Here is a 12,980-nt window from a genome sequence, read left to right as displayed (position 1 = left end):
TACCCCTTCCACACTCCCAAGTATGGCAGAATCCTTGATTCACTGTGCGCCGTCTGCCCTGCTTCACGCACATTCAGCGCCCGCTTAGTAGCTCCGGGCTGTCTCAAGTCCGCTGCGCTTCCGGTCATAAGCCTCCTGTACCGCTTCCTTGCCGGACACTTCCGCAACCCCGACATTCCACCAGGCGCCATAGCCGTGGGTCATCGTCTTCGGCAGCACTTTGATGTCGATCAGCGTGGAGCGTTCCGACTGGCGGGCCGCCGCCAGGGCCGTGCGAAGCTCCTCAACTGTAGACGCGCGGAAGGTCTGCACTCCATAACCTGCCGCACTCGCCGCATAGTCGATCCGCATCAGCTCACCGCTGAGCTGGCCGTCCGGTTCGCGGTAGCGGAATTCTGTAGCCATACTCTCCATTCCCTGCTCCATCTGCAAGTTATTAATGCAGCCGAACCCTGCATTATCCAGCAGAAGGACGTTGATCTTCCGGTTCTCCTGTAAGCTGGTTACCAGTTCAGAATGTAGCATCTGGTAGCTGCCGTCCCCGACCAGCGCATAGACTTCACGCCCCGGCTCAGCCAGCTTGATGCCCAGCGCCCCGGCAATCTCATAACCCATACACGAGAAGCCGTATTCCATATGATAGGTATCCGGCACCTCCGAGTTCCACATCCGCTGCATATCTCCCGGCAGACTGCCCGCCGCTCCAATGACAATCGCATCCTGCGGAATAACTTCATTAATGATCCCCAGCACCTGCGTCTGGGTCAGCGAAGTGCCTAGCACCTCTGCATATTCCGGGAGCTTCTCATCGAGATGTCCAGCTACTTCCGGGGTGAACGCACCAGTGTTGTCAGTGTTCGCAATATACTCCACGCCAGCTAATCGTTCTCTCTCCGCAGCCCACGACTTCTTCGCCTGGGCGATCTCATCCGTATACGCAGAGCGGTATCCCCGCTCCTCCAGCGCTGCGGCTAAGGCGTTCAAGCCTTCGGCAGCATCGCAGACCACTGCCAGCGCGTCCAGCTTAGCCGCATGATAGGGCGAAGCGTTCAGCGTCAGAAACTCCACCTCAGGATGACTGAACAGACTCTTCGAGGCGGTGGTGAAGTCCGTAAACCGAGTACCGACGCCGATCACCAGATCGGCCTCCGGGGCCAGCGCATTCGCGCAGCCGTTGCCGGTGACGCCGATGCCGCCGAGATTATACTCGAAGCTGCTGGCTACGGCGCTTTTGCCAGCCTGGGTCTCTCCGAACGGAATGGCGAATTTCTCGGCAAAAGCGCGCAGCGCCGCTCCGGCATCCCCATACCGGACACCCCCGCCGCAGACCAGCAGCGGCCGCTGCTTGCTGGCGATCAGCTCAGCCGCAGCCGCGATCTCCTGCGGGTGAGGCAGCCGGGCGATGACCCGGTGAATCCGCTTGCGGAAGAAATCAGCCGGGTACTCCCAAGCCTCGCCCTGCACATCCTGCGGCAGCGCAATGGTCACCGCCCCGGTATCTCCCGGATCAGTCAGCACCCGCATCGCGCTGAGCATTGCCGACATCAGCTGCTCTGGCCGGGTCACCCGGTCCCAGTATTTGCTGACCGCCTTGAAGGCGTCATTGACCGTGATCGACAAGTTATACGTATGCTCCATCTGCTGGAGCACCGGATCAGGCTGGCGGGTAGCGAAGGTATCTCCCGGCAGCAGCAGCACAGGAATCTGATTCGCCGTTGCTGTTGCAGCAGCCGTCAGCATATTTGCAGCCCCCGGCCCTACTGAAGCGGTGCAGGCCATAATCTTCCGTCTGCGGCTCTGCTTGGCGAATGCGGTTGCCGCGTGAACCATCCCTTGCTCATTGCGTCCCTGGTAGACGGTCAATTCACCCGGCGCTTCCTGCAGGGCCTGCCCCAATCCAAGTACATTGCCATGCCCGAACACGGTGAATACACCGTGCACGAAGCGTTCCGGCCCTCCGCCGTAATCCACATATTGCTGATTCAGAAATTTAACCAGCGCCTGCGCTGTTGTTAATCGGATACGTTCCACTTCATGTCCTCCCTTCGCCTTGTCTACTGCCAGCGGGCAGTGACGACTTTTTTGCGCGTATAGAATTCTACCCCGTCGCTTCCGTTTGCATGAAGATCGCCGTAGAACGAATCCTTCCAGCCCGAGAACGGGAAGAAGGCCATTGGTGCAGGCACTCCAACATTGACTCCCAGCATGCCGGACTCGATATGTTCGCGGAAGTAACGGACTTTACCGCCATCATTCGTAAAGATACAAGCGCCGTTCGCAAACCGCGAGCGATTCGCAATCTCCACCGCCTGGGCCACATCCTTCACCCGGATCACCGACAGCACCGGTGCAAAAATCTCCTCCTGCCAGATCTTCATCTCCTCCGTCACCCCGTCGAACAGCGTAGGTCCGATGAAATAACCTTCTCCCTGCACCGCCGCATCCTCACGGCCATCCCTGAGCAGCTTCGCGCCTTCGGCGATGCCCTGTTCAATGTAGTTAACTGTCCGCTCCTTATGGCCTTGACGGATCACCGGCCCGAGGAACGTATCCTCCTCCAGACCATTCCCGATGGTCATGCTGTTGCACTCCCGCAGCAGGATCGAGATCAGCTCATCGGCGACTTCCTCCTGTACCGTTACCACCGAGCAAGCCATGCAGCGTTCCCCGGCAGAGCCGAAGGCCGCGTTCACTATCTGGGAGGCCGAGGCTTCCAGGTTCGCATCCGCCAGCACGATGGAGTGGTTCTTTGCTCCGGCCAGCGCCTGAACGCGCTTGAGATGGTCCGTTCCTTTTTTGTATACATATTCCGCCACCGGCTGCGATCCGACAAAAGAAATCGCCTTCACATCCGGGTGCTCCAGCAGCCCGTTCACCACCTCATGCGCGCCGTTCACCACATTCAGCACACCCTCCGGAAGTCCCGCTTCCTCCAGCAGTTCCGCAAGGCGGGCTGCCAGGAGCGGTGTCCGCTCCGAGGGCTTCAGCACAAAGGTATTGCCGCAGGCAATCGCCAGCGGGAACATCCAGCAAGGCACCATCATCGGGAAATTGAACGGGGTAATCCCGCCGACCACCCCGATTGGATAACGGTACATCCCTGACTCAATGCCAGTCGCAATATCCGGCAGCTGCCGGCCCATCATCAGTGTCGGAGCCCCTGCCGCGAATTCTACACATTCAATGCCGCGCTGGACCTCGCCGTAAGCCTCTTTGAAGCTTTTTCCGTTCTCCAGGGTGATGATCTTCGCCAGCGCTTCCCAATTCTCGACCAGCAGCTGCTGATATTTAAACAGAATCCGTGCTCTGCGCGGCACCGGTGTTGCGGACCAGCCTGCAAAAGCTGCCTTAGCCGCCGCCACCGCCCGGTCCACATCCGCTCTGCCGGATAGAGGCGTTCTGCCCAGCAGCTCACCTGTGGCCGGATTCACTACCGGTTCCGTCTGCTCCGTATCGGCTGTTACCCATTGCCCGCCGATATAATTTTTCAATACTTGTGCCGTTTGCTCTGTCATTTACGTCCACTCCTTCTGTTCTATATAAAGTCTGCTGACTACCCTTCTTATTGCGCTCCTGCTGTAACCTCCTCGTTAGTTCGCAGGAATTCCTCCAGCTCCGCCAAGGTTGGCATAGCATCGGAGCAGCTGTGGCGGGAGATGACAATGGATGCCGAAGCACTGCCGCGCCGCATCGCCTCGCTGACACTGTGCCCGCTCATCAGACTGTGGATGAAGGCTGACGCATACGAATCGCCTGCGCCGAATGTCTTGAGGACCTTAGCCGGGAAAATCCCGCTCCGGTGGCTCCGCCCATCCGCTGTATAGCCGATCGAACCGCTGCCGCCGTGCTTGATGACCACCAGCTCTGCCTGATGCGAGAACCAGCGGGCTGCCGTGGCCTGATCATCAGCGCCTGCCAGATTATACAGATTCTCCATCATGTCGAATTCTTCGCGTGTGCCGATGATGCAGTGGCTTTTCTCGGCTGCGAGGTTATAGTAGACCGCCGTTTCAGCGGCTGATGTCCAGGTATAAGGGCGGTAATCGAGATCGAAGAACACGGTCACATTATGCTTGCGGGCGAATTCCAGCGCCAGGAACACCGCTTCGCGGGAAGGACTCTGCGCCAGCGCCGTACCGGAGATGAGCAGCGCTTTGGAGCTGGCGATGTACTCTTCTGAAATCTCCTCCGTGTTCAGCAGCAGATCAGCCACATGGTCGCGGTACATCAGAATGCTGCATTCCTGCGGGCTCTTAATTTCTGTAAAAGCCAGCCCCGTCACCGCACCCGTCCGGTCCACGCAGACCTGGCTGTCATCGATGCCATCCTTTTGCAGATAGCTGCGGATGAATCGGCCCATCTGGTCGTCGGCCAGCTTGCCGATGAAGCCGGTTCGCATGCCGAGCCGCGCTGCACCGATGATAATATTGGCCGGAGAGCCGCCGACATATTTGGTGAAGGTCATCGTCTCTTCCATCGGCCGCCCGGTCTCATTGGCGTTCAAATCTATACACAACCGGCCAACAGCAACTACATCCAGCCGCCGGTCAGGGTCGAACTGTAAACCGTTCATAGTGATGCCTCCTTGATCAAGCTAGGGAAAAGGTAGTCCGTTCGGTAATACGAATGGCTGTAAATCGTTGTGAATTGGACAGTGAAGCTGTAATTCGTACAGTGAAGCTATAAATCGCACAGTGAAGCTGTAATTCGTACAGTGAAGCTATACATCGCATTAGTAAGGTTAGTTTAATATGCTGCTGTAAGAATCATTTGGTGTATAACTTGGCGTGTAGGTTGAGTATTTCAACGTTTGATTGTTGCCTTTGGAACAGAATGTTTCATTTCATCTCTGGGGAGAGGGTAAGCGCTTAACCTAATTTTCTACTTTAGTATAGTTTAGAAGCGTGCTTTTGGCAATCCTCAATTTGAAAGCGATATCAATAATCGGGTGCAGGCATTGAATTGGAATATTCCCCTCGGAAAAACAGGTGGAAAAACGCAGCTTATTTCCGTGTTTTTTGACGATTAGGAGCAAGCAAGTGGAAAAACAGCAACTACTGTGATTGATTTTGCCGCCGAGGTGGATATCGGGATTATTTAAGTGCCAGTTTTCCAACTACTATCCCTCCGGGGGGCAATCGTTCCTCAGTAGTTGTAGTAAATCCACTTGTTCTCCGCCTTAGCACACGCTGCTCCCTAACGGAGAAAGTCGGCTGGCAGATTGTGTTCGGTTTAATACGAAAATAAAAATATCGGAAAATGCGCCGCAGACTGGGTTTTTGACAAAAAAAGACCCACCGCCCCAAAAAAACGTTTCGTTTTTTTGAAAAAGGGAAGACTATGGGATAGGATTCAATTGAACACTATATCCTAACTGCTGGATATATTTCACGTACCTATCTAACGTGTTTTTCTTGGACGTCTCATCGCCTAGTGAGACGTCTATTTCTTGGTATGACCTCTTCTCCCGCATCAGGGCATGGAGGATTCGAATCAGCAAATGCGCGGTGGCGACGTTTGCTTTTTTATCGCCTCGTCTCTTACGAATTCGTCGAAAGAATTGTCCGATCCGATTCGAGGAGCGAGAGTTTGCCCAAGCCGCCTGACACAAGGCCCCTTTCAGATGCTTGTTCCCTTGCATCGTTTTTGACTTTCTTCGCTTTCCAGCGCTTTCGTTGTTCCCTGGACACACCCCCGCCCATGAAGCAAACTGCGCATCACTCGGGAACATTTCCGCGACATGCGGCCCCACTTCGGCAAAGATGGTCACGGCAGACGTCCGCTCAATTCCTGGAATGGAGTCAATTTGTTCAATCTTCTCCAGGTACGGTTCTGCCTTTGCCTCGATTCGAGCTTCCAGTTCCGTGATCCTTTTCTCCAAATAGACCAAGTGGTCCCAGTGGTCTCGAATCATCTCGCGATGATGACGGCGCAGCTTGCCATTGAGCGCGTCTAGCAACTGCGGAACTTTCCTTTTTAAACGGGTTTTGACCAGGTTCTTAACGGTCCCTTCGTCGATGACCTCGCCGTCCATGATCTTCTGGAGCAGGCCCCGCCCTGAAACCCCATATAGATCGGACATAAAGGTGGTTAGCTTGATGTTGGCATCCTGCAGGATTTTGTGAATGCGGTTTTTCTCCGCCGTCACCGCCTGCACCATCTTACTCCGGTAACGGGTCAAGTCTCGCAAATCCCGAATGTCCTGTTCGGGCACCATACTGCCTTCAATGAGCCCGCAACGGTGCAATTGCGCTAACCAGCGCGCATCTTGCATGTCACTTTTTCGACCCGGCGTATTCTTTACCCGCTGGGCGTTGGCCAAGACCAGATCACAACTGCCCTCTAAGATGTTCCATACCGGTTTCCATAACACGCCCGTGCTCTCCATCACCACCTCCCGGCAGCCGTGTTCACTCAGCCAATCTTGCAGGCCTAGCAATTCTTTGGTTGTCGTCCCAAAGGTTTTCAGGTGACATTGTGGTTTCTGTTCGATCGGTCCTTTCAACACGCAGGCCACAACGGTTTCCTGGTGCACGTCCAGACCGGCGCAACACATACGTACAGCATCCATTCCAACCATCCTCCATCGTCAGTTTACAAATCATGCGCTCGAGTGAGTGTAATTTAATACACGTACTTTTGGGGCTACAATAGGCGATGCTCGAAAAGCGCAATAGAACGGTTTTTCGCACGGGGTGTATCCCAGTAACCGTTTCCGCCCTTTGATTTGTATATGTAGTGTTGACGACTACAGCCTCATTTAGAATGGTTGCGACGGATGCCACCCGCTTATTTTCATTCCTGGGGGTGACAAGGCCTCTGTCTTGTCATGCCTGTTTTTCGCATACATTTCGTATACGTCCCCACGCACACTCGCTCTTCCCCCACTACAGCACGCAAAAAAGACCCGCTCCCAGCCGCAGCCGGAACAGGTCTTGAATAAATAGGTGTGGTTAGTGCGGAACCGGCCCAGTAGAATGGCGGATGACCAGCTCGGGCATCAGCATGATTTTGCGCTTGGGGCTGGTGGGGTTGCTGATCGCTTCATTCAGCAGAAGCATCGCCTGCTCGGTCATCTCGCGCAGAGGCTGGGCGATACTGGTCAGCGTGGGATGGCAGATTTCCGCCAGTATCGTATTGTCGAAGCCCACTACGGACAAGTCGCGGGGAATCGACAGGCCGGCGCTGCGCGCCTCCTTGAGCACCCCGATTGCCAGCAGGTCATTGCAGGCAAAGATGGCGGTCGGGCGTATGTCCTGTGCCTGATTCAGCATCTCTGCCGCTGCCGTGCGTCCGTTCTCCAGCGTAGCCGAGGTGTGGATCATATTCGCCGGATTGTCAAAAGAAATCCCCGCCGCCTTCAGCGCATCCAGGAATCCCTCCACCCGCAGCCTGCTCCCCGGCAGATTGTCAGAGATCACTCCCAGCCTGCGGTGACCGAGAGAAAGCAAATATTCTGTGGCTTGATAGCCGCCTTTGTAATCATCGACGGTGACACTGTTCCCCTCCAGCATACGGATATCGGCTGAGAACAGCACGAGCGGCACATGATCGGCCACCATTCCGCGGATCAGCTCAGGGTTCCCCGTATGAGAGGCAATAATCAGGCCATCGACCCGTTTGCGCAGCAGCAGCGAGATATACCGGGCCGCCTTCTCATCGCTGCGGTCCGTACTGCAGACGATTAAGTCGCTGCCCTGCTCCTGGGCGTAATCCTCGATACCGCGGGCTGTCTCCGCAAAGAAAGGATTGGCAATATCGGGGATCATCAGCCCGATGGTCCCCGTCCGGCGGCTGGTCAGGGCAGAAGCTACCAGACTGGGCTGGTAGTTCAGCTCCTCCATGACCCGTCCTACCTTTTCCCGCGTCTTGTCGCTGATCCGGCCGCTCTTATTCAATACCTTGGACACCGTAGCGATAGAGACGCCTGCTTCCCGTGCCACATCATAGATTGTAGGTTTCATCGTTATTAAGCCCGCCTTTGCGTTCATGCCTTCTTATCCTTCGATTATAAGGAAGTCCACCTATGCTGTCTATCTATCGGGTACGTGTTTCTTCTGCAAACAAGCTATCAAAATAACCCCACAAAGTGAAGCTTTAGCTTCGATGATGACTCAGGTACTTTGCGGGGGCCCCAAAACTTATAAGTTCTTATCTATCTGAAAAAGGCTCCCGCTGCGCGGAAGCCCCATAATCATCCATTCGCTTGTTGCCAAGCTAGATAACCTTCTACCCTATTAGGCTCTATTCACTCTGTCGTTGACGCTGCCGCAGACCCGCTCTGTCCCGGCTTGAACAGCCACTCATGGTCGGGATCATTGTGGAACACCCACGTGCGGACAGGTCCGGCCATGACGTTAAGATAATACGAGTCATATCCCGGCGGCGCAGAGACAGGGTGATACCCCTCCGGCACCAGCACGATGCTTTTATCAGGAACAGCAATAGTCTCGTCGAGGCTGCGGTCATCATTGTAGACCCGCTGCACCACGAAGCCCTTAGCGGGATTGACCCGGTGATAGTACGTCTCCTCCAGGTAGGATTCCGCCGGCAGGTTATCCTGGTCATGCTTGTGCGGCGGATAGCTGGACCAATTGCCGCCGCCCGTGCGCACCTCGACCACCAGCAGGCTCTCAGCTACGCTGTGTTCCGGCAGGATATTTACGACTTTGCGGGTCATGCTGCCATAGCCGCGGTCCTCGATTGCCGCATCCGACGGGGTAATCAGCCGTGCCGGATATTTACCGCTTCCCGGAGCAAGGCAGACCCCAAGCTCCAGCTCTGTCAATGCGCTAACCTCATAATGCGCTCCCGCCGGAACATATACAGCATAAGGAGCCTTATCTTCAAAGACCGACATCCGTCCGCCGATATCGGCGAACCGCTCGCCATCCACCACTACATCTGCTTTGCCTGCCAGCAGTACCAGACAGATCTCGCTCCCTCCGCTATCTCGCTCCAGAGTAGCTCCGGCCTGCATTTGGTACACCTCGAACCCGACATATTTCCATCCGGCGCTCTCCGGGCTGACCGCAGCGATACAGCCATCCTTATCCGGCGCTCCGGCCTTAATCAGTAGATCAGACATCTTCGTTCATCCTCCTCTGTCTTCAGAATCTGTATCCGCTTACAAGGCTTGCAGTTCAGAAAATCCTGCTTCCGCAGCAGTTACAGACAGCTTGACGGGAAGTCCGCTCAGATACGATTCTCTAGCTGCTTCAGCAATGAGCTGTGCGGCTTCGCCGTCACGGCCGCTGCAGATCACCGGCTCCTGTAGCCTTACCGAACGGGCAAACGCAACAATCTCCTCCATAAATGCCTGGTTATAGCGCTCCAGGAAGAAATGCTCCGGCTGATCGCGGGTAACCGAAGTCGCGGTGGATACCTCCACTGTTGTCGGGCGGCAATTGTCGGCGGTCGCTGAACCCAGCGTCCCGAAGACCTCTACCCGCTGATCATAGCCGTATACGGCCTTTCGGCTGTTGTCGATCACACAGATCGCCCCGTTCACGAACGTCAGTGTAATGACGGCGGTGTCCACATCCCCGCAACGGCCGAACATCGGATCAATCAGATTCGCCCCCCGGGTGTAGACCTCGGCCACTTCACTGCCTACCAGATAACGGGCCATATCGAAATCATGAATGGTCATATCCATGAACATCCCGCCCGATGACCGTACATAAGCCTCACCGGGAGGCTGCGGGTCACGCGAGGTGATCTTTACAATATGCGGATTCCCCAGTTCTCCGGACTCCACCAGACGCTTCAGCTTGCGGAAGCTGGGGTCCATCCGGCGGTTAAAGCCGACTTGCAGCAGCACACCAGCGTCCTCTGCCACCTGCAAGGCCCGCTGGGTCTCTTCCGAGGAGAGGCTAATTGGCTTCTCACAGAAAATATGTTTGCCCGCGCGCGCAGCCCGCTCAATCCAGGACGCATGCGAATCGGTCGGTGTGCAGATGAACACCGCTTCTATCTCAGGATCATTCAATATATCTTCACCCGCAGCAAAAACAGAGCCAAGCCCCCTGCTCTCTGCCCAGGCCAGCAATTCCTCACTCATCATAGCTTCAGCTATGGACTTCAGCTTGAACGACGGCATCGCACGCAGATTGTCTGCGTGCAGGCGTCCAATTCTTCCCGCACCGATAATGCCAACTACAATTGGTTTAACCATGTTCGCTTATCCTCCTCAGAGGGTAAGCGCTTAACCTTCCCGAGAACAGTATACTTCATGCCAGGGAAAGCTTCAAGCAAATCTTTTCTCAACAAGATCAGATAAGCGTAGGCCGAAATAAAATAGGAAATGGATACCGTGAGATTTCTCTTTATCAATTAAATGAATCCTATATTATGCAAGTTAGAACAGGAAAAGAGGTGTCTCATGAGCAAAATTAATTTTACCGAAAGCCTTCTTCGCGTCATTATTTCTCTGATCGGACTTCCATTCACATGGATTCAAGCCGCTCTGTCCAAATATTCTCTACATAAATATAAGGCTCCAGGAGAAATGATCTCAGTGGGAGCACACCATCTCCATGCAATTGTTACCGGTAATGACACAAGTAAACTTCCGACGATTCTATTAGAAGCAGGAATGGGCGGTTGTGCTCTGGATTGGTCATTAGTGCAACCCGAATGTTCCAAGCACACCAAAGTCCTCTCCTATGACCGGGCCGGATTCGGTTGGAGTACTAAGCCCATTAAAGAGCCGACTTGTGAAGGCTATGTTTGTGATCTGCGCAAATTATTGACGCAGCTTGAATTAGAACCCCCGTACATCCTTGTAGGGCACTCCTATGGCGGAATGATCATGCGGCTGTTTGCTGCTAAGTATCCTGAAGAGGTCTCCGGGATTATTCTTGTGGACTCCACGCATGAGCAAAGATTCATAGAATCCACTTTTAATCAAATTAGATATGAAGAACGGCTGCGGCACCTGAGACGACTAAGAATGGGTTATCTTTTATCCCCTATCGGGTTGCCCCGTCTATTAAAACAACCGATTGGTGCCAAACGGCTGCCTCCACCAGTTCAACATACAGTGAATACACTCGGCTATCGAAATAATGCGTATAAAGCGGCCTATCTGGAATCTCTCTGCACTATAGAAAGTGCCCTCCAATTAATAGAGTCAGAGCCTTTAGTTCCGGAATTACCAGTCATCGTATTATCCGCCGGAAGGCAAAATGAAGATTGGCAACAATCACAGAAGAAGCTCCTCCAGTTAACCGCAAATACCCGGCAGATCGTGATTGAGGATAGCTGGCATTCCATTCAACTGTATAAGCCGCAAGCTGTCGTAGATTCTGTGCTGAGTCTATTAAGAGATAATCACCGCAACCAAACAGACAAGCAGGCGTCTATTTAGTAGGAATATATATCCATTAAGAAAGGTGAGCTATAATGATTGGGAGATTCATAAAGGTTCTGGAAGGAAGCCCCAGACTCGTTATTAGCATTTTTCATCCGGCAATCGGGGGAAATCCGGTGAAGGGTATAGACCTGTACGCACCTTGCCAGGCAGAGGCAGCTAAGCTTTTGACAGAGATGGGCGTTGATCTGGACAACCTGAATATTGCCAGTGTAACAACAGGCGGGGCATTAGCTCCAAAAACAGAAGGGTATCCCGTCATCCTCTTCTCCCCTGGATTCGGTGTTGAACGTGATATGTATCTCGGAGTGATTTCCAAGTTAGTCGCCAAAAACTACGTGGTAGTTACAATTAGCGCTCCGCGTGAGTCCGTGTTCACCGTATTTCCAGACGGCAGCTATCTCAAGCAGGCACCTGAAATGGCGGAGCTGGCAAGCAGTGACTACCCCAGCTGGTCCCGTCTGCTCCACAACCGGATTCAATTTATACACGCAGTTATGGACGTCCTTGAGATGCTTAACCGCTCCGATGATGCTGAGCTCGCCGGGCTGTTCGACCTAGCTAAGGTTGCTGTCATGGGACATTCGCTCGGAGGTGCCGCCGCCCTGGAGGCCGCCAAGCAGGATCACCGGATCAAGGCTGCTGTCCTGCTCGATCCCAGTTTTCACCTCTTACGCCGGGAAGACGTACAGTCTTCTGTTCCAGTTCTGCTGCTGCGGCAAGAAGCTTCGGCGTACCGGGAGATGGCAGCATCTATGAATGAGACTATTGCATCCGATTATATCGATGGGCAGCGCTATGCCTTCAACTCTCTGAACAATGCCCATTTCTATCGGGTAAAAGGGGCTCAGCACATGTCTTTTTCGGATATTCCGCTTCATTACGGTGATCAACACGCAGTTCCCATTCATGCCGTTACCGCAGAAGCTGCAACCGCATTCATGGAGGCGGTATTTGATAAGAGGAATCTGCCTCCGAATGCAGCATCTCAGCTGAGCGAAGCCGTCATTTCCATCAATTCAGAGGGTGAACCTGCAGAAACTTAGCATGAATGGATACCCAAACATCCATTAACCTGGGAGGGCACTTTGTATGAAGATCAGACTTAGCGGCTATAATCCAGACTGGATCAGACTTTATCAGCAGGAGGCTGAGTTTTTAACTACTATTTTCACAGATGAAATTGTACGTTTCGAGCACTTTGGAAGCACCTCAGTACCAGGCCTGAAGGCCAAACCCGTGATTGATATGATGTGTATTGTAAAAGACATAGGCAAAATCGATTCGTACAACGATAAGATGACACTGCTCGGATATGATGCAGGTGGAGAATGGGGGATTCCCGGCAGGAGGCTTTTCCGCAAAGGCGGTGAGGCACGGAGTCATCACCTTCATTGTTATCAGGCAGACAATCCTCAGATTGAACGGCATCTTATATTTAGAGATTATTTGCGTGCGAATCCGGAAGAAGCGGCAAGATACAGTCAGTTCAAGCAAGAATTAGCGGATCGCTTCGAGGATACCAGTCAGTATAGTCCAGCCAAAAAAGCATTTGTGAGCTCGATGGAACAACAGGCGCTGTCTTGGTTCGCAAGCAATGAAGTGA

9 protein-coding genes and 1 pseudogene are annotated in these 12,980 nt (G+C 53.8%); 3 read left to right on the top strand and 7 right to left on the bottom strand.

Translation table 11 applies throughout. From position 1 onward, the window contains the following. Window positions 1-84: 84 nt before the first annotated feature. The 7 genes from iolD to iolG all read right to left on the bottom strand — a co-directional run bounded on the left by iolD (window position 85) and on the right by iolG (window position 10,177). Window positions 85-2,031 (bottom strand): 3D-(3,5/4)-trihydroxycyclohexane-1,2-dione acylhydrolase (decyclizing), encoded by a 1,947-nt coding sequence (gene iolD, locus NYE24_RS28555; RefSeq protein ID WP_341029529.1) that lies wholly within the window; start codon window positions 2,029-2,031, stop codon window positions 85-87. 23 nt (window positions 2,032-2,054) lie between these two features. Next, entirely contained in the window at window positions 2,055-3,515 is a 1,461-nt protein-coding gene (locus tag NYE24_RS28550; protein ID WP_342477230.1) for a CoA-acylating methylmalonate-semialdehyde dehydrogenase, read from the bottom strand. Window positions 3,516-3,562: 47 nt separating this feature from the next. Continuing rightward, a complete protein-coding gene (gene iolC, locus NYE24_RS28545) occupies window positions 3,563-4,573 on the bottom strand; it encodes a 5-dehydro-2-deoxygluconokinase (protein ID WP_076155440.1) in 1,011 nt (336 codons plus the stop codon). Window positions 4,574-5,338: 765 nt separating this feature from the next. Beyond that, complete coding sequence (locus NYE24_RS28540) at window positions 5,339-6,571, bottom strand: IS110 family transposase (protein ID WP_342476948.1); 1,233 nt, start codon at window positions 6,569-6,571, stop codon at window positions 5,339-5,341. Between the two features lie 382 nt (window positions 6,572-6,953). Further along, window positions 6,954-7,964 carry a LacI family DNA-binding transcriptional regulator gene (locus tag NYE24_RS28535; protein WP_342477229.1) on the bottom strand — a complete coding sequence of 337 codons (1,011 nt, stop codon included), beginning with the start codon at window positions 7,962-7,964 and terminating at the stop codon, window positions 6,954-6,956. Window positions 7,965-8,248: 284 nt separating this feature from the next. After that, the gene (gene iolB, locus NYE24_RS28530; RefSeq protein WP_341029521.1) at window positions 8,249-9,088 is read right to left on the bottom strand and encodes a 5-deoxy-glucuronate isomerase; all 840 of its coding nucleotides are present in this window, start codon (window positions 9,086-9,088) and stop codon (window positions 8,249-8,251) included. A gap of 39 nt (window positions 9,089-9,127) precedes the next feature. Continuing rightward, window positions 9,128-10,177, bottom strand: a complete 1,050-nt coding sequence (gene iolG, locus NYE24_RS28525; RefSeq protein WP_342477228.1) for an inositol 2-dehydrogenase — start codon at window positions 10,175-10,177, stop codon at window positions 9,128-9,130. A 207-nt stretch (window positions 10,178-10,384) separates the two neighbouring features. Between iolG and NYE24_RS28520 the strand changes: the two genes are divergently transcribed. The 3 genes and pseudogenes from NYE24_RS28520 to NYE24_RS28510 all read left to right on the top strand — a co-directional run. Further along, on the top strand, window positions 10,385-11,371 hold the full coding sequence (locus NYE24_RS28520; RefSeq protein ID WP_342477227.1) for an alpha/beta hydrolase: 987 nt from the start codon (window positions 10,385-10,387) through the stop codon (window positions 11,369-11,371). 119 nt (window positions 11,372-11,490) lie between these two features. Further along, the gene (locus NYE24_RS28515; protein ID WP_342477226.1) at window positions 11,491-12,420 is read left to right on the top strand and encodes an alpha/beta fold hydrolase; all 930 of its coding nucleotides are present in this window, start codon (window positions 11,491-11,493) and stop codon (window positions 12,418-12,420) included. Window positions 12,421-12,466: 46 nt separating this feature from the next. After that, a pseudogene (locus NYE24_RS28510) lies at window positions 12,467-12,967 on the top strand (GrpB family protein); the annotation flags it as partial. Window positions 12,968-12,980: the final 13 nt, after the last annotated feature.

Origin of the sequence: Paenibacillus sp. FSL H7-0350, assembly GCF_038593195.1 — a bacterium.
GTDB lineage: Bacteria > Bacillota > Bacilli > Paenibacillales > Paenibacillaceae > Paenibacillus_AQ.
Note: the sequence above shows the minus strand (reverse complement) of the source record. Positions and strands in the feature narration are given on the sequence as shown.